This window comes from Rhodococcus sp. P1Y, from assembly GCF_003641205.1.
Classification (GTDB): Bacteria; Actinomycetota; Actinomycetes; order Mycobacteriales; family Mycobacteriaceae; genus Rhodococcoides.
In genome coordinates this window covers 1,474,930-1,493,217 of the sequence record NZ_CP032762.1, presented here as the reverse complement: position 1 = coordinate 1,493,217, position 18,288 = coordinate 1,474,930, and the positions used below count along the sequence as shown (strand labels likewise).

General features: G+C 64.9%; 11 protein-coding genes. 3 read left to right on the top strand and 8 right to left on the bottom strand.

Annotated elements, in window-relative coordinates:
• The first annotated feature begins 49 nt into the window (after positions 1–49).
• A complete protein-coding gene (locus tag D8W71_RS07015; protein ID WP_121112172.1) occupies positions 50–391 on the top strand; it encodes a hypothetical protein in 342 nt (113 codons plus the stop codon).
• A gap of 298 nt (positions 392–689) precedes the next feature.
• Positions 690–1,493 carry a hypothetical protein gene (locus D8W71_RS07010; RefSeq protein WP_121112170.1) on the top strand — a complete coding sequence of 268 codons (804 nt, stop codon included), beginning with the start codon at positions 690–692 and terminating at the stop codon, positions 1,491–1,493.
• Between the two features lie 28 nt (positions 1,494–1,521).
• Here the strand turns inward: D8W71_RS07010 and D8W71_RS07005 are convergent, their stop codons facing one another.
• From D8W71_RS07005 to D8W71_RS06990, 4 genes are read right to left on the bottom strand one after another with little or no spacing between them, the layout of a single operon-like run.
• Positions 1,522–1,881, bottom strand: coding sequence for a YbaB/EbfC family nucleoid-associated protein (locus tag D8W71_RS07005; RefSeq protein WP_161965419.1), 360 nt, complete (start codon positions 1,879–1,881; stop codon positions 1,522–1,524).
• Positions 1,878–2,342, bottom strand: a complete 465-nt coding sequence (locus tag D8W71_RS07000; protein ID WP_121112166.1) for a hypothetical protein — start codon at positions 2,340–2,342, stop codon at positions 1,878–1,880. The genes D8W71_RS07005 and D8W71_RS07000 overlap by 4 nt, the downstream gene beginning before the upstream one ends.
• Entirely contained in the window at positions 2,339–4,060 is a 1,722-nt protein-coding gene (locus tag D8W71_RS06995) for an alpha/beta hydrolase (protein WP_121112164.1), read from the bottom strand. The genes D8W71_RS07000 and D8W71_RS06995 overlap by 4 nt, the downstream gene beginning before the upstream one ends.
• Positions 4,060–4,356, bottom strand: a complete 297-nt coding sequence (locus D8W71_RS06990) for a hypothetical protein (protein ID WP_121112162.1) — start codon at positions 4,354–4,356, stop codon at positions 4,060–4,062. Before D8W71_RS06990 ends, D8W71_RS06995 begins: the two co-directional genes overlap by 1 nt.
• Before the next feature lie 186 nt (positions 4,357–4,542).
• Between D8W71_RS06990 and D8W71_RS06985 the strand changes: the two genes are divergently transcribed.
• Positions 4,543–4,761, top strand: a complete 219-nt coding sequence (locus D8W71_RS06985) for a hypothetical protein (protein ID WP_121112160.1) — start codon at positions 4,543–4,545, stop codon at positions 4,759–4,761.
• A 17-nt stretch (positions 4,762–4,778) separates the two neighbouring features.
• Here the strand turns inward: D8W71_RS06985 and D8W71_RS06980 are convergent, their stop codons facing one another.
• The 4 genes from D8W71_RS06980 to D8W71_RS06965 all read right to left on the bottom strand — a co-directional run bounded on the left by D8W71_RS06980 (position 4,779) and on the right by D8W71_RS06965 (position 18,053).
• Positions 4,779–6,398 (bottom strand): polysaccharide biosynthesis tyrosine autokinase, encoded by a 1,620-nt coding sequence (locus D8W71_RS06980; protein WP_121112158.1) that lies wholly within the window; start codon positions 6,396–6,398, stop codon positions 4,779–4,781.
• A gap of 69 nt (positions 6,399–6,467) precedes the next feature.
• Positions 6,468–7,358, bottom strand: a complete 891-nt coding sequence (locus D8W71_RS06975) for a cyclopropane mycolic acid synthase family methyltransferase (protein WP_121112156.1) — start codon at positions 7,356–7,358, stop codon at positions 6,468–6,470.
• Positions 7,358–17,239, bottom strand: coding sequence for a non-ribosomal peptide synthetase (locus tag D8W71_RS06970; protein ID WP_121112154.1), 9,882 nt, complete (start codon positions 17,237–17,239; stop codon positions 7,358–7,360). Before D8W71_RS06970 ends, D8W71_RS06975 begins: the two co-directional genes overlap by 1 nt.
• A gap of 223 nt (positions 17,240–17,462) precedes the next feature.
• Complete coding sequence (locus D8W71_RS06965) at positions 17,463–18,053, bottom strand: sugar transferase (RefSeq protein ID WP_121112152.1); 591 nt, start codon at positions 18,051–18,053, stop codon at positions 17,463–17,465.
• Between the last annotated feature and the right edge of the window lie 235 nt (positions 18,054–18,288).

Genomic DNA, 18,288 nt, shown 5'->3' with positions numbered 1-18,288 from the left:
ACAACCTCGAACCCGGCAGGAGAGAGGCGATAGTGGCACGATCGGACGCGTGAACACATTCCAGCGTGCAGCCGCTAGTTTCAACGCTCTCGTGCGGCCGCTGATCAAGGCCCCGGTCATCGGCAAGTACATCGGTGGCGCGATCACCGAGATCACGTACACCGGGCGAAAGTCGGGCGAGGAGTTCAGCATCCCCGTCGGCTACAAGCAACGCGGTGACGAGGTGACCATCGGAGTGGCTTTTCCCGACAAGAAGAGCTGGTGGCGGAACTTCTACCCCGATGGCGGTCCGATCCGAATCGACTTGGGCGGCGCCACTCGCACGGGCCACGCCGTCGCGCACAAGAAGGGCGCAGGCGTATTCGTCAAGATCACCCTCGACCGAACGTAGGTCACGGCAAGTCCCGGATGTCCTCGATTCGGTGATCGAACTCCCAGGCTCGGCAATTTACTCCCACGATGTGCGCTCTGAGGGGCTGTGGGCGCACAACAGGGGGGGTAGATCGGGGCGGATGCCATCTGTGGATCAGCGCCCGTGCTTACAACTGAAATATCCGTTCACAACCGAAATCTTGGTTGTAAACGCGCAACTCCGTTGTGAACGGACCAGGATTGGACACTGCGCGCAGGGGGTACAAACCGGACAGGGCCGTCCTTTCGTCGGTACCGCCGCACATGAGGAGTTCCCCTTGCCCGCTGTCAGACGCTGCCTGCTTCTCGCGTCCGGTTCCATTCTCACCGCGTTGGTCTGTGCAGCTCCGGCGTCGGCGCTTCCAGTACCCGGCGATTTCGCCGACGTGCCGTCTCGGACGTCGCTGTCCTTCGTGCATTCCCCGACGGGTCTGCGTGTGGGTACCGGGAACGAGAACGAAGCTCGGCCGGGTCTGTCGACGGTCAAGCTGTACATGGCGGATTATGCAGTGCGCCACGGTGACGGGTCGCCTGCCGACCTCGACGCGGCCGCGCGAATGGTCCAGTTGAGCGACGACGGCGCCGCCTCCACACTCGATTCGAAGTACCCGCAGGCCATCGACGCCACTGCCGCCGAGTACGGACTCACATCGACCTCGCGCGGCGGATTCTGGGGCAGCTCGTACACCAGCACAGCCGACACCGTGACGTTCCTCGAGGCCAAGAAGCGCTCCGATCCGTCCAGTCCCGTCCTGAGATGGATGAACTCGTCGGCCCCGGTCGCTGCCGACGGAACGAATCAAGATTGGGGCACTGGCGAATTGGCAGATTCGACCGGCACCAAGTGGGGATGGGCCGACGACAGTTCCAGCGTGGTTGCCTCCGCATCGATCGGCGACGAATTCTCGGTGGCCGCCAACACGTACGGTCCGCCGTCGGCGCAGACTCAGGACGTTCTCGACGCCCTTGGGTCGTTCGACCTGACGCCACCGCCCGCGCCGCTGCCCGCACCGGTGCTGCCGGACATCGACCAGTGGTTGGCCGGGCTCATCGGCGGTTCCGGGAACGCCCCGCGCGGATAGTTCCGAAAGCTAAGACCGCGACCATGGGTCACCAGCGATCGTAGATCGACGGCGGCTGCCTCAGGTCCGTTGTGGGATACGTAGGCCTGGCCGCAGTAGTTCGGTCGACCAGCGCGCTCACGCGCGGGTCTTCGAGTAACTCCCGCTTGATGTCCCCGGCGGCACGGGTGGCCTCGTCGAGCGCGGATGCGTGAGTTTGCACGATCACGTCCGCGGATATCGCCGAAAAAGATTCACTCAGAACTAGATCGGTGATTCGTCCGTCGACGTCCACCTCGATTCGGACCTCGCCGCCTCCCGATCGGGCTATGCCTCTGATTGTCTGAAGCGCCCGGTGGATGCGAGCGGCCTTGGCCGTCAGCTCCTCCTCCTCACGGCCTGCGGTCACGACTGCAGGATCACACCGGGGGCGTATGTCTGGCCCGGTCGTTCACAATTCTCGAATGGGAAACTCGGCGACGAAACACCCAGGCTCACTTCGCCATCCATGCTGAGCCTCGCCACCAGGCGGTAACCGTCGAAGGACGTGGCCCGCACGAATCCGAGATCGCCGCCGGATCGGTCGTCGACGAACCAACCCCAACTGGTCCATCGTCGAACCAACCGCTCCAGCGCGGCTCGGCCGTCGCCGCCGCCCACCACCCAGAACGCAACCGAAAACCGATGGGGCCCGTCGATCGTCGTGTTGTCGTCGTAGCTCGGTTCGAACTTCGCGAAACTCAGCTGTGCATGGGGAAAGTCCGGGTGGACGCGGTCCAACCGTGCGCCCGCCGGGAGGACGGCCAGTGAATTCTCCAGCAAGTCGAACGAAAAGTTCTGTGCCTCCAGCGGACTCAGCTGTTCGTTCATTCGCTTCCACCCCAGTCCACGATGTCACGCCCGTCGCTGCCGCCCGACCCCATGCCCGCTGTGCCCCTGCCGACGATGATCGCGCCCATCGCGTCGAGAGCCTGATTTCCCCGGTCGAAGTAGTTGTCGTGCGAGGACGGCCCCGTATCTCCCGTGCTGAAGGTCGTCGCTCCGAAGTACGGTGCGGCGGGGTTGCTTCCGTGTACGTCGGGGGCGATGTCGGCCGTCCAGTCCCCCGGTCCAGCTGTTGCGTAGACGTGCGGCGCGTTCTGCGACGGGTCGAGGCCGTAGAAGGTGAGCTCGTCCACCCGCTGCACTCCCGCGCCGTGGCTCCCGACGAACACCACGTCGTCCACGTCGAGCGCGGCTCCGTCTCGCATCGCATGGCCGATGACGGTGTTGCCGTAGCTGTGGCCGATGACGGTGTTGTGCGCCGGCATGCCCTCGTGAGCGGCGCGGAGGCCGTCCTGGAAGCGGTCGAGGCGAACGGCTCCGGCGTCGGCGAATCTCTCGGACGTGGCGTCGTGCAGATCCGGCGGGGCGGTGTATCCCAGCCACGTGATGACCGAGTTGGGGCCTCGGCTCACCATATTGGCGGTGTCGAGGAGGTTCTCGGCGCGGGTCATGTCGCGGCCGATGGATGCGAGCACCGTCGACGTCCCCGGGACGTACGTCGCAACGTTGGCGGCGACATCGGGGTTGTTCAGTGCCAGTGCGCCGCGGCCCTTGTCGTCGATGTTGAGCAGGAATGTCGGGGCGCCCTCGCGGGCGAGCTGGGTCTGCACGGTTTGGTAGCCGACGACCATTTCTTCTGCGGCGTCACGATCGTCGAGCCACCGGGAGTATTCGCGCAACTGGTCGGCGTCCTCGCCGCTGTAGCTGCGGCTTTCGAGTGGCAGATTGCGGTCTTCCATCCAATCGGGGTGACGGGCCTCGACTGCGCCGAGCAGGTCTCGTGCGTCGCTGGTCAGGGTCGCGAGCAGGAGGGCGTTGTACCGAGACTTGTCGACGGCGGGGAGACCGTCCCGGTTGCCGATCGTCGGATCCCACGCGGCGAGTCCATCCTTGTCGGCCTGGGTCAGCTCGCCCCAGAAATCGGCGAGCGCGGCGGGATCGTCGGGGAGGGCGGAGTGTCCGTCGACGATGGCGCGCACCTGCGGACTGTCCGGCTGCGGGGCTGCTCCTGGGTCGCGCTGAAGCCCGAGGACGGTCTCGACGGCTTTTCGCAACCTCGCTGCGCAGGACTCGTCGGTGTCGGCTGCGGCAACGAGAAGCGGTGTGAGCTGGTCCTCGATCTCGCGGGCCTTCTGCTCGAAGTCCGACTGCAGAAGAAGATCGACGACGCCGTCTCCGGTGGCGCTGGTGGGAGCGACAACGCTGCCGTCGTCGAGCACCTCGAAGCCCCTGGCCACAGCGGAGTCCACGACCGTGAGCGCGGAGGTGCGCACGGCATCGAGTTCTCGCGCCGCGATTCCGAAGGCGTCGGAGTAGGCGTCGACGGCGGTGGCGAGTTCGCTCCCGGACAGGTGATCGGCGAGCGCACGGGCCTGCGCTGCCGCTGCCGCATCGCCTTCCCAATGGACGAGTGCGTCGTCGATAGCGCGTTGTGAGTGGTGAACCCGCACGTCGAACATGCTGTTGACCCGCGCGATGTCCTCGGCGACGCCTGCCAAAACCGTTGGATTCCAGCCCCGAAGCTGGGAGATGGACGCGGGCATCACAGCTCACCACGCAGGTCGAGCAGTTGATGACGGAAGGTGGCTTCGGCCTCGTCGTATCCGTCGGCACTCGCGGACGCGGCGTCGGCGATGTGTCTGAGTCGGTCGGCGGTGGCCCGGTAGGCGGCGAGGATCGGTTCGGCAGAGGGTCCCGCTGCCATACCGAATGCCGAGTGAGGCATCGCGGCTACCCCTACGTCGACGGGTGGTGACGGGTCGAGCAAGGCGACGGCATCAGCCGTGTCGACGAGCGATGACGACAACGCACGCAACGAGTCCGACTCGAATTCGAGCATTCCTGCACCCCCGCTCAGGCAAACGCCCTAGCGCTCGCCGACCGCACTATCCCTACACTCTCTTGGACGCAGCGGGGGCGCGTCCGGTTCCGTCGATTTTTCGGTGATGTGTCGGAGGGTCGCCGCGGGCGGGCTCAGGGTTCACCCTGATGCGCGTTGGGGTGCCGAGAGACAACACTGGCCTTCATGAACGTCGAACAGTGGTGGCCCGAGATCACGCAGGAATCCCGAGAGTGGCTCGTCGAACACAACGGCGAACCGGTCGACGAGGGTGTCCGCGCCGATATCCTCTCGATAACCGGCGGCGACACCGCACCCACCTGGGTGGTCGGGGAACCTATGTTGACCGACCGAACCGTCGACTGGATCGAGGCCGTCGCCAACGACGAAACGCCCGAATTCTGAAGACGTACAGAGACGGCTCAGTCCTTGTACCTTCGCGATGGCGGAGTCACACCGTTCTGCGGAGCCGCTCCGGACCCGGGTGTCGAGGTCGGAGTGATCGCCGGACCCGAGGGCCGGGCCGTCGAACGAACGCTCTCGGTGGTCTCCGGCGCCGACGGCACTGCGGGGGGCCGGTTGTCGTACGCAGTGGGCGACGGCGACGCAGGTGGTTCTGCCGGCTTGCTGTCCCACTGGGTGGCGACCGATCCTGGGGTCACCGGGTTCGGCACCTGGTGCGGAATCGACTTGTCCGTCTCGTAGTAGTACGAGTAGTTCTCCCCACCCTTACGGCCCTGCGGCATCATCGTGAACACGGCACCGAGGATGTGTGCGCCGATCTTCTCCAGGTTCTCCACCGCCCTCGTCACCTCGCTCTCGCTGGTGTGGCCGAATCGTGCGACGACGAGTGCGCCGTCACTGTGCGTGGTCAGCAGCGCGGAGTCGGTCACCGGGAGCAAGGGCGCGCCGTCGAGGATGACGTAATCGAATCGACCACGCAGTTCCTCGATCACACGACGTGAGGCTTCGGATCCGAGCAGTTCCGACGGGTTGGGCGGCAGCGGACCCGACGCGAGAACCTCGAGTCCCTCGTAGCTACTCGGCTGGAGCACGTCGGACAGTTCAGCCTGACCGGCCAGTACCGTCGAGAGCCCGACCGACCCGATCAGATTCAGGTACTTCGACACGCGTGGGCGTCGTAGATCGCCTTCGACGAGCGCGACGTGATGGCCGGCCTCGGCGAGCGCGAGGGCCAGGTTGACCGCGACGGTGGTTTTGCCCTCGGTCGGCACGGCGCTCGTGACGACGATGACGCGCGGCGGATGGTCGACCTCGAGGAACTGCAAGTTGGTGCGCAACTCACGGAACGCTTCTGCGCTCGACGACCTCGCGGCACCGAACGACACCACGGAGGTCTCCTTCAGATCCTTGTCGAACGGGATCGTTCCGACGAGGGAAGTCTTCGCGGCGGCTTCGAGGCGAGAGCGCGTCTTGATGGTGTTGTCGAGACGGTCGCGCAGTACTGCGAGCGCGATTCCGAGCAGTAGCCCGACTGCCGCGCCCAGGGCCAGATTGCGGGTCGTCTTGGGACTGATCGGGCTCGACGACGCCTGTGCCTGCTCCACCGAACGAACTCCGGCAGCGGCCGATCCGCCGTCTTCGGGGGTTTCGAGTTCCCGTACGAGCGTGGTCAGCTGCGAGGCGAGCGAATTCGCGACGTTACGAGCTGTCTCGGGAGCTGTGTCCACGACGCAGATGTCGAGGAGAACGGTGTCGGGGGTCGAGGTGGCAGTGACTTTGGCCGCCAGCTGTGCGGGCGTCATGGACAAGCCCAACTCGTCGATCGTCCGCGACGCGAGCGTCTCGCCCGTCACCAATTCGGAGTACGACGCAACGCGCTGCTGCGAGAACAGGTTGCCCTGGTAACTCTCGCTCACCGTCGACCCACCGGACGTGGAGACGAACACCCGACTGCACGACTGGTAGGTCGGCGTCGTGAGCAGCGAGACCGCCAGCGCGCCCAGAACTGCGACCGCGACGGTGACCACGATGATCATCCACCGCGTTCTCAGGATTCGGAGGTAGTCCTGGATTTCCACTTGGGCTCCCTAATTTCTATTCGCACAGCGAGTACTAGATGGTGTCGTGCCTGGGGCACATGCTGCTGTTCAACGTGGTGACGGAGACTTCGGATACAAAGTGAACTGCACGACGTCGATGCGACCGTCTTTGAAACGTGCCGAACATCCTGTGAGGTAACGGATGTAGCGGTCGTAGATTTCTTTGCTGGACAATGCAATCGCCTGATCGCGCGAGGCCACCAGGCGATCGGTCCATTCGTCCAGGGTTCGCGCGTAGTGCGGACCGAGAGCATGCTCACGCGTGAGCCCGAACCCGGCCTCGGACGCTCTGGACACCACCATGTCCGACTGAGCCAGCTGTCCGCCCGGGAAGATCTCCCGCATGATGAACCGCACGAAGTGCGCGTCTTCGCGAGTGAAGACGACTCCGCGTGCGAGGACCTCGGCGATGGGCCGCATGACGATCGTGTGCAACAACATTCGGCCGTCCGACGGGAGAACAGCGCGGCACCTGTCGAAGAACGCCGCGTAACGCTGGCGCCGGAAATGTTCGAACGCACCGATGCTGACGATCCGATCGACGGGCTCGTCGAATTCCTCCCAGCCCTGCAGTCGGATCTCCGCGCCGGGTAGGTCTCGGACGACATCACTCGCGTGTTCGTACTGATTGCGGCTCAAGGTCAGGCCGACGACGTCGACGCCGTACTGCTCCACCGCTCGCTTGGCCAGAGCGCCCCAGCCGCAACCGATGTCGAGCAGCCTCATACCCGGCTGCAGATCCAGCTTGCCGAGTGCGAGATCGATCTTCGCGGTTTGGGCCTCTTCGAGCGTCATGTTCTCACGCTCGAAGTAGGCGCAGCTGTAAGTCATGCTGTCGTCGAGGAACAGTTCGAAGAACTCGTCCGACAGATCGTAGTGAGCTCGCACGTTGTCGACGTACGGTTCCAGTCTCCTGGTAGTCGCGCCCTGCTGATTCATCACGCCACACCTTCCGTCACCGAAGGGGTACCGAGTACCCGACCTATCGCGCGGGCGCCTGCTTCACCCAGCATGTGTTCGTGATCGGCGTCCACTCGGTGTACCGAGACGACACCCCCGACGAAGTCTTTCCATTGGTCCGCGCCCCTCGAGTTCCGCGACGCGAGGTAGTCCACATCACCCTTGAACACGGGAACTCTATGCGCTGCAACCCAACCGGCTGCAGATGTCACCGGCCGATACACCCGCCGCAGATGGTCGGCGGTGACGAAGGACAGTTCGCTACGGGTGCGGTGCAACTCGGCGGCGATGCCGTCGAACGATGAGCCCTGAACCCCGAGCTGCGACGCAAGGTCCTCGACACCGAATTCCTCCGCGTCGTCCGGTGCGGTCAATCGAGCGTCGACGAGTGCCAGAAGAGCGACATCCTCGCCGTCTTCTTGCAGCCGAGCGGCAACAGCGTGGGCGATCACACCACCGAGTGACCAGCCGAGCAGATGGTACGGGCCCTCCTGCTGCACGCTGCGAATCTCGCGGACGTACCGCGTCGCGAAACCGTCGATCGTCGACGGAATGGCATCTCCGTCAGCGATTCCGGGAACCTGCAGTCCGTAGACGGGCCGGTCGGTCTCGGCGAGGAGCGAGAGGTAACTCCACGCGATGCCGACGGCGGGATGGATGCAGAACAGCGGCATTCCGATGCCCTCGGCGCGAAGCGGCAGAAGCACGTCGAACACACCACTGCTACCGCTCGCGGTGTCGGACTCGACGTGCCTGGCCAAACCGGCCACCGTGGGGCGTACGAACATGGCAGTCACCGGAATCTGCTGTCCCAGTCGATCGGCCAGCGAATCCATCACCCGGACGACCTGCAGCGAATGCCCGCCGAGGTCGAAGAAGTTGTCTTCGATGCCTATGTGGTCCTCCGGCATCTCCAGCACGTCGGCGAACACCGTCCGCACGAGGAACTCCAGTGCCGTTGTCGGGAGCACAATGCCGCCGGGGACAGCAGTCGGTTCCGGAAGTCGACGCACATCCACTTTGCCGGAAAGCGTCGTCGGCAGCGAATCGACGACGGTCACCGTGTTCGGAACCATGAACCCTGGCACGGCTTCGGCTACGAATGCACGCACATCCCGCGGGCCGGCCGATCCGACGACATACGCCGCGAGCGCGTCACCCCGACCGACGACGCTTGCCTGCTCCACATTCGGATGCCGCAGCACAGCTGCCTCCACCTCGAAGAGTTCGACTCGGTGTCCTCGGATCTTCACCTGAGAGTCGACGCGACCGACGTACTCGAGCTGGCGGTGTCCGCCGAACGGTGTCCACCGCGCCAGATCCCCTGTGCGATAGAGCCGTCGACCCGGTACGAACGGGTCGGCCACGAACGAACTCGACGTCGCACCTGCCTGGCCGATGTACCCCTCCGCGAGACCCCTACCGCCCAGATAGAGCTCACCCACCACGCTGTCTCCGACCGGGCGCAGCCGAGCGTCGAGTACCACGGCGTCGAATCCTCGCGTCGGGCCACCGATCGTGACGTCGGGCAAGTTGGTTTCATTGCGTAGCAACGGCTCTGGCCACGACGGCGTGCACGTGCTCATCACGGTGGCCTCGGTCGGTCCGTACGCGTTGAACACCGAGCGACCATGCGACCACCGGTGCAGAAGTTCGGAGTTGACGGCTTCACCTGCGATGACGACGACGGCGAGCGTCGGCATCGCCTTCGCGTCGGTCACCTGCAGTACCGTCGGCGTCAGGCAGGCATGGGTCACCTCGTGCTGCTCGACGAGAGCTTCGAGTTCTCGGCCGCCGTACACGCCAGGGGCAACGATGACGCTCGCCGCGCCCGCTCCGACCGCCAGCAGCATCTCGAACACGGCGGCATCGAAGCTCGGCGATGCGAACCGCAGCACGCGAGAATCCGGACGAACCCCGAACAGGTCACGTTGACTCTGCACCAGATCGGCGATTCCACGCTGAGTCACCCGCACTCCCTTTGGAGTACCGGTCGATCCCGAGGTGTAGACGACGTAGGCAGCTGCGTCGATCGGTACTTCGCGAGCATCGAACTCGGACCGGCGTTCGTCGGTGACTTTCAGCCACCGGGCGTCCGCGTCGAAGTTCGGTCCGGAAATTCCGATCACCGGAAGTGCCTGAACCAGCACCTCGTCGATGCGTGCAGCCGGCTGCTGCGGATCGATCGGAAGGTAGGCCGCCCCGACTTTCGCAACTGCCCACACGGCGATGTCGAACTCGATCGACCGTGGCAGCACGACGGCCACCAGATCCCCCGGAGCTACTCCAGCACCGACAAGTGCATGAGCCAGCATGTTCGAACGCTCGTCGAGCTCGCGGTAGGTCAGTGCCACATCGCCGTCCACCACCGCAATGCGATCGGACCACTTCTCGGCCGCGCCGGCGAACACAGCCCCCAACGAGTAACTCTCCGGTGCCTCGTCGGCGTGCACCATGTCGATGGTGCTGCCGCGACCCCGGAACTGCGCGCTCCCCAGTTCGATCCCTGGCTGCGCGGCGACGGATGTCAGCACCGCCAGCAGGCGCGTCGCCAGGTTCTCGGTCACCGACCTCGCGAATCTCGCCGCCGAGTAGGTCAATCGTCCGGCGAGGCCGTCGGCGGTCTCCTCGACGACGAATTCGAGATCGAACTGAGTGGAGGCGACGTCGATTCGACGCGGAGTCGCCGTCTCGGAGCCGAACGCGAATGCGGGAGCGTGCAGGTCACCGAAGGCGAGCAGCACCTGGAACAGAGGGTGAACGTCGACGGACCGCGTCGGGCTCACCGCGTCCACAACCCGTTCGAACGGCACGTCCGCATTGCCGAACGCGTCGAGGTCCACTTCTCGCACGTCGAGTACGAACTGCTCGAACGTCTTCGACGGGTCCACCTCGGTGCGCAGCACGACCGTCCCGACGAACATTCCGACGAGCGCGTCGAGTTGCGGGTCCGAGCGCCCCGACACCGGTGTCCCGACGGCAATGTCGGTGGTTCCCGATGCTTCTGCCAGAACCACCGCCAGTGCCGCGTGGACCAGCACGAACACTGTCGCCCCGAGTCTGTGTGCGAGAGTGCGGAGTTCGTCGAGAGTGTCGGAGTCGAGTCCGAATTCGATCGGTTCGGCGTCGGCGTTCGGATCCGGATTGCCGGTGGGCAGGTCGAGGTAGCCGGGCATCGACGCGAGCGTGCGACGCCAGTGGTCGAGTTGACGGTCCGACACCGCGCTCAGTACGTCCCGCTGCCATCGCCGGTAGTCCGCGTAATCGACTGCAAGGGGATCGAATTGGGGAACGGTACCTGCGATGCGCGCCCTCAACGCCGTCTCGACGTCGCGGGCGAGCGGGGCGAGGGACAGTCCGTCGACGGCGATGTGGTGGGCCGCGACCGTCAGCTTTGCCGTGCCGGAGTCATGGGTCACCGCAAACCGGACGGGAGGCTCGACCGTGAGATCGAATCCGTCGGTCGCCAATGCCTGGGCGTCGGCGTGACGCTCGTCGAGCGACGAGAGAACCACGTCGGGCTCGAGAACGGTCGTCGTCGGACCGTCCGGAGTTCCTGGATACACCGTGCGCAGCGGTAGGTGCCGACGCAGTACATCTCCGACGGCCTCGCGCAGAACACCGAGGTCAACCTCCGGTGGCACTTGCACTTCGAACGCGATGTTGTACGCGGCAGAGTTTGGGTCGTACCGGTTCTGCCACCAGATCCGTTGTTCGGCGGGCGCGAGGCCAGCGAAATCGTGAGCATCCGGGTGGTGTGCCAACACCGGAAGCGGAGTGTGGTCCTCGGACGCCTTCTCGACGGCGGCCGCGAGCAGTCGGGCGGTCGGTGCTTCGAATACCGTCCGTACGGGGACGTGCGTGCCGAGCGCTGCCCCGATGCGATTCGCGACGCGCGTCGCGGCCAGCGAATCCCCGCCCAGGGCAAAGAAGTTCGCATCGACGGCAGGGTCGAGTACTCCGAGGCTGTCGGCGAAGATTCCGAGAACGACGTCCTCGGACAGCGATGTCGTTGCGGCGGCGTCGACAACTGGCGGAACTGGGGTCTCCAGCGCGGCAAGGTCCACTTTTCCATTGCCGGTCAACGGAATACGGTCGAGCGTGGTCACGGTCGCGGGTACCAAGGCGAGCGGAAGTCGCTCGAACAGCCACTGTTTCGCCGCGAGCTCGTCGATACCGACGACCCAAGCGAGGATTCTGTCCTCTCGCACTGCTGCGACCGCGCCTCGCACGTCAGGATGCGACGCCAACGTCGACTCGATATCGCCCAGTTCGACGCGGACGCCCCGCAACTGCACCTGGGAGTCGATGCGTCCGCGATGCTGAAGCTCGCCTGCGGGGTCCACACGCACGAGATCGCCGGTGCGGTACAACCGAGTTCCGCCGCGGCCGGCGACGAAGCGCTCGGCGGTCAGCGCCGCGCGTGTTCCGTAACCGCGGGCAAGGCCGGCACCTCCCAGGTACAGCTCGCCCACGCCGCCTACCGGAACTGCCGTCAGCCTGCGGTCCAGCACGTGGGCAGTGACGTAATCGAGTGGTCTACCGATGGTGACCGTGCCGTCGACCTTCATCGGTCCGGTGAGCGTAGCGACGACGGTGGCCTCGGTCGGTCCGTACGCGTTGAGCATTCGGTGGCCGGGCGCCCATTGCCGAACGACGTCGGAGCCGAGCACATCACCCCCGACGGCAACGGTCGTCAGCCCCGCAGTGGCGGGTACCGTCGCCAACACGGCGGGGGTCGACAGGTAGTGCGTGACGCCGTGCAACGTCAGGAATCGGCTGATTTCGTCACCGTCGACCAGGTCGCGCGGCGCGATCACCAGCGTTGCACCTGCACCGAACGCCAACACCAGTTCCAGCACCGCGGCGTCGAAGTTGACCGAATAGCCCTGCAGCACACGTGATTGCGCTGTCACAGCATAGTGAGGAACAACCTGACCGGCCAGCGCGTACACGCTCGCGTGGGTCACGGTGACCGGCTTGGGGGTGCCGGTAGATCCGGAGGTATGGATGACGTATGCAGGGTGGTCGGGACGCAGAGCCGCAGTGCGCTCGCCGTCTGCGATCGGGCCGTCCGCGAGCATCAGCGCCTCGGATTCGTCGACCCACGTCACTCCGGTCTCGTCACCGCCGACGCCGATCACGATGCCGTCGAGCATCTTCTCGCGCCGCGCAGCCGGATAGTGAGGGTCGATCGGGGCAAACGCCGCGCCGGATTTCACGATCGCCCACAGTGCAAGCACGTACTCTGCCGACCGTTCCAGAGACAGGGCAACGACGGATTCTGGGCCGACACCGTGCGCAATCAGTAAACGCGCCAACCTGTTCGACCGGCGGTCCAACTCGTCGTACTCGATCCGGGTATCACCGTCGATCGCGGTCCCAACTGTTGCCAGGACGTCGAGCAGGGTTCCGACCGGTGCCGGACCTGCCTCGGTGCTCCTCGCAGCCAACTGCAGGTCGCCGACGATTGCGGTCGGTTCGGTGACGACGGCTCGAAGGACGGTCAGAAAGACCGACGCGAACTCGGCGACGGTGGGCTCGTCGTACAGGTCGACGGCGTACTCGATACGGCCTGAGATGCCTGCTTCCGATTCGGCGAGAACCACGTTGAGGTCGAACTCCGACGTACGAGTCTCGATGGGATGCAACGAGATCGGTAGATCGTCCAGCGACTCGTGGTGAGCGTTGTCGAAGGCCAACATCACCTGGAACAGCGGGTGGCGGTCGAGGGAACGGTCGGTGGCCACTGCGTCGACGATTCGTTCGAACGGCAACTCGGCATGCGCGAACGCGTCGAGGTCGGCGCGTCTCACTGCGGTGACAAGATCGTCGACACTCCCGTCTGGGTCGACCGTCACGGCGAGCGGAACGGTGCCGACGAACATCCCCACCATGTCGTCCAGCGCCGGGTGTCCCCGCCCAGCCGTCGGTGAGCCGATGACGGTTCGCGTCGATCCGGTGAACCGGCTCAACGTTGCTGCGAGCGCGGCGTGCACGATCATGAACGTGGTCGCGCCTGCCGACTGGGCACGGCGGTGGAGTCGTGTCACCAGGTCCGCGTCGAGGACCAACGGCAGTCCTTCAATCACCATCGACTGCACGGCAGGCCTGGGCCGATCGGTGGGCAGCGCTGCGAGCAGGTCGTGCTCACCCGCATCCGAGACGTCCAGCACCGAAGTCCAATAGCGCAGTCGGTCATCCGCGACGGCATCGACGACGGCTCGGTTCCACACGGCGTAATGGCTGTACTGCGCGGGAAGACGGCCCCACGTCGGTGCATGCCCGGCGGTGCGCGCGGCGTGGGCGACCGCGAAATCTTTCACGAGCGGGTCGACGGACCATCCGTCGACCGCTATGTGGTGCAACACGATCACCGCTACCACAGAATCGGCGGTCTCCAGCACTTCGGCGCGAAGAGGAAGGCCCTGGGCAACATCGAATCCCGTCGATGCGATCTTCTCGATCGTCTCGTTCAGGTCCGCCGCTGCTACCTGACGCGCAGCGATGTCGGTGAGCACAGTGCTTGTTGCCAACACCACCTGACGCGGGCCGTCGCCGTCGTCCGGGAAGTAGGTTCGCAGCGACTCGTGCCGTTCCAGCACGTCGCGCAGTGCAGCGACGACGAGCGCCACATCAGTGCCGGGTGCCAACCGAATCCCGACGGGCATGTTGTAGGCAGGCGAGCTCGAATCGAACTGGTTGAGGAACCACAGCCGCTGCTGGGAATACGACAACGGAACCCGTTCGGGAAGAACAGTATCGAGCAAGTCCAGCGATACCTCCCGGTCGACGGCGGCATCGAGGGCTGCCGCGACGGCTGTCACGCTCGGCGTGTCGAACAGCGTGGGCAACGTCAATCCGGAACCCAGCCGGGCGATCACCCGAGTCGCGCTGAGCGAGTCTCCGCCCAGCTCGAAGAACGTGTGATCGCGCCCCACATCCGCAACACCGAGCACGTCGGCGAAGACGCCGGCAACCACCTTCTCCGTATCGCTCTGCGGTGCAACGTAATCAGACAACGAGACTGCGGTCGGGCTCGGAAGCGCTCGGCGGTCGACCTTGCCGCTCGCCGTCAGCGGCAGAGCGTCGAGCACCACGATCCGCTGCGGCACCATCCATCCGGGCAGTCGAGTGCGGAGTACCGAATCGAGGCCGACATCGGTGCCGGTGACGTAGAGAGTGATTCGGTCGTCTCGTACGTCGGCGACGGCAGCGGTGACGCCAGCCGACGTGGTGGCGACCGCCTCGACCTCGCCGAGTTCGAGGCGTCGACCGTGCAGCTGAATTTGGCCGTCGCGCCTGCCGACGTACTCGAGATCGGATCCGTCCACCGCTGAGCGGACGATGTCTCCGGTGCGGTAGAGCCGTTGGCCCGGCGCACCGGGATCGGCGACGAACCGCGCGGCAGTCAGACCGGGTCGACCCACGTATCCGCGGGCGACGCCCTCGCCGCCGAGGTACAGTTCGCCGGTTCCACCGTGAGGGGTGGGTCGTAGGGCAGTATCGAGCACGAGCGCGCGGACCCCCGGCAGCGCGGTGCCGATGGTGATCCGGCCCCCGGCGGTCATCGGATCGGACAGTGTTGCGAGAACAGTGGTCTCGGTGGGTCCGTAAGCATTGAGCATGACACCGGATTCGGCGAACCGGTCACGCAGCGCCGGCGGGCAATCCTCACCGCCGACATCGAACACCTCGACGCCGCGCAGGTCCTCAGGCTGCAGCGTCGCGAGAACTGACGGCGACGTGATCAGGTGGGTGATTCGGGTGCGGGTGGTCAACTCGGCCAGCGGTCGACCCGCGTAGACATCGGCGGGAGCCACCACGAGGGACGCGCGCGCGGCGAACGCGGCGAGAATCTCCTGAATGGAGGCGTCGAACACCGGGGACGCAAGATGGAGCACGCGCGACGAACTCGTCACGTGATATCGGTCAACCACAGTGGCAGCCAACTGTGCGAGTCCACGATGAGTGACGCTGACAGCCTTCGGTTTTCCCGTCGATCCCGAGGTGTGGATGACGTAGGCTTCGTTGTCGAGGTGTTGGGGCGGCGCCCGGTAGGTGGGGGCATCGGCGCCGTCGTTGGCGTCTAGCAGATCCTCGATCGCGAGCCAGTCGACAGCGCCGGGAAGTTCGGCGATGGACGCCCGCGACGCGATCCCGAAGGACACGCCCGCATCGACGAGTAACCCGTCGAGTCGCTGGGCAGGTTCGCGCGGATCGATCGGAACGTAGGACGCTCCCGCTGCCGCGATCGCAGCAAGGACGAGCACCGACAGCTCAGAACGTTCGAGCGCCGAAGCTACTCGCGTTTCCTGACCTGCGCCCAGCGCGATGAGCTGGGCCGCAACGTGTTCCGTGCGTTCGACGAAATCCGCAGGCCCGAGTTCGACGCCGTGGGCGTGCAGGGTGACACCGCCGCACAGAAGCGTCGGCAGCACCACAGGCTCGACAGTCGTAGTGTCCTCGACGTACGCCAGGTTTGCGTCGTAGGACAGTCGAATATTGCTGAGCAACAAACCATCCGGTGCAGCAACCAGCGATGTGAGGACCTCGAGGAACCGCGCGTGATGCACCGCGAGCTCGTCCGTGGTGTACACCGCAGGATTGCCGAGGAAGTCGACGCGGGTACTGGACCCAGCCACACCCGGGTACACGTTGACCATCATGTCGTCGATCGGGCCGCTCGAGAGCACGCGGTACTCGCCGACGACGTCACCGAGCCGAATCGTGCTGTCGTACATCATGATATTCACCGTCGGACCGAAAGCGCCCGGCCTACCAAGGTCACTCCGCAGGCTGCGCTCCCGCCTCCCCAGGTCTCCCCTCAACCCCGCACCCACCGAACGCTGCATGTCCTCGACGCGGAAGCGCTGATGCCGGAGGGCGCCGGTGAGCTCGACCTGAATCCGCCGGAGAAGCTCCTCGACGGTGATGTCGGCGTCGACTCCTACGCGCAGGGGCACGATGTTGGACATCATGCCCGAGGAGTCGCGCAGCTTGGTCGTCGCTCGGCCGGACACGGGCAGGCTGAGCATCACGTCTTCGGTGTCGGTCATCCGAGCGAGGTACAACGAGAAGGCCGCGAGCACGACGGGCACGTCGGACGAGTTGTACCGACGGGCAACGTCGGCCATGGCGTCGGCGATGTCGTTGTCCAGCACGGCTCCGACGCTGACCGATACTCCACTCGGAAGCGAGGACGACCGCGCCAAGCGAGGTGCGTCGGCGTGGCCTTCGAGTCGACCCTGCCAATACCGGCGGTCCGTCTCTTGGCGGGAGGAGTCGACGTAGGAAGCCTCGTAGTCGTAGATCTCGCGTACTCCGACGGCCCTTGTCTTCGGGATGTCAGTGTCGGTAATTAGCGCCGTGTATGCGGCTGCAGTGCGTTCCTGCACGGAGATGGCACCGAGGCCGTCCATGACGACGTGATGAGCGCGGCTGTACCAGAAGTAATGTGCGTCACCGACCTGGATGATCTCGGAAACGATCAGTTGATCGTGAACCAGATCGACAGGTTGTCGGTGGTGCTCGTCCATGTACTGCTGTGCGTACGCGACTGGGTCCGACTGGTGGCGCAGGTCCTTGTAGATCATCGCGTACGGAACGTTGGTGTCGAACCACTGCAATGGGCGACCGTCGACCTCGGTGAGCCGGACACCGGGTGACTCGAGATCGCGGCAGGCGATGTCCGTCGCTCGGATCAGTACTGCGGGATCGATCTCCCCGCGAATCTCGACGTATTGCGCGACGGTGAACGGAACGTCGGGTGCGATCTTCTGGGCGAAGTAGATGTTCAGTTGGGCTGCGGACAGCGGAAAGCGGCCATCGTCAGTCGATGCGCTTTCTACTGCAGACACGTGCCCCCTCCTCAACCGTCAGTGCCGACTGCTTGGCAATGGATCCACCGAACATCATCGAATCGACGTTGATCTACAGACACCTTCCGTCAAAGTAGTGGACCGGCGGCCATTGCTCCACTTCTCGGATAAGTCCAAGAAAGTTTCTGGACGGCCTGGAAGGCTCATCTCGGCTTGATTACGGAAATGTCATAGAAAAAGTTCGAAATGATTGTTTCGGCGGTCAATGCCGATCGCGCAAGGACGAATTGGGCCCGTATCGGACCGCGCCGGCAGACCTCACCAAGATGTCGATGTCGGTCGCGAGGGACCATGACGATGCGTACGAGTGAGTGAGTTCGGCGATCTGCTGCGGCGTGCGCTCGGCGGCCGGCTCCAGGACCCACAGCCCGGTCATGCCCGGCCGAATGGTCGACCCGACGAGCGGAGCCGACTGCACCGCTAGCGGGCGTGGCCCGACGAGGCTCATCTCGCCTCTCATCACGTTGACGAGCTCGGGCAGGTGTCGTAAGCCGAGGCGCTCGATAGCCCACCTCACCGGCGGCAACGTCGGTACGCGGAAGTTGTGCAGTTCGAATTCTCTGCCCTCCCGATCGAACCTGGGCAACCTGTCGATCGCGGGGCTACGTGGGTCCACGCATTTGACGACGAGGGCGCACGTCACCAGAACCGGGGTCAGCAGTAGGAGCATCGCCGACGCCACGACGCGGTCGAACACAGCTTTGACGGCGGCGTCCCACGGCTTCAGCCGAGCCTCGCCGAATCCGTCTCGACCCTTCGAGCTCGGCGCCTGGCCCAACCGCTTCCCTTCCATCGAAACATTCGCGCTCGATCGTGAGCCCTCTGAACAACACAACAGACGTCGTATTGCACCACTATTACGTTACGATTTCAGTAACGCTCTGTCATTTCCGTCACATTGCACTTTGCGAAGTTCGTTAATGTGTTATTTGCCTGAAGGACATTCAGCTCGCTCGCACGTTCTCGTCGCCTAAGCACTACTCTTCCCGGTGCACCAGTCATCCGAACTGAAGGCCACGAGGAGCAAA

Bases quoted from the DNA above. Each gene is read 5' to 3' on its own strand.
- D8W71_RS07000 (WP_121112166.1), bottom strand. From the start codon at position 2,342: ATGAACGAACAGCTGAGTCCGCTGGAGGCACAGAACTTTTCGTTCGAC.
- D8W71_RS06995 (WP_121112164.1), bottom strand. From the start codon at position 4,060: ATGCCCGCGTCCATCTCCCAGCTTCGGGGCTGGAATCCAACGGTTTTG.
- D8W71_RS06985 (WP_121112160.1), top strand. From the start codon at position 4,543: ATGAACGTCGAACAGTGGTGGCCCGAGATCACGCAGGAATCCCGAGAG.
- D8W71_RS06965 (WP_121112152.1), bottom strand. From the start codon at position 18,053: ATGGAAGGGAAGCGGTTGGGCCAGGCGCCGAGCTCGAAGGGTCGAGAC.
- D8W71_RS06990 (WP_121112162.1), bottom strand. From the start codon at position 4,356: ATGCTCGAATTCGAGTCGGACTCGTTGCGTGCGTTGTCGTCATCGCTC.
- D8W71_RS06975 (WP_121112156.1), bottom strand. From the start codon at position 7,358: ATGAATCAGCAGGGCGCGACTACCAGGAGACTGGAACCGTACGTCGAC.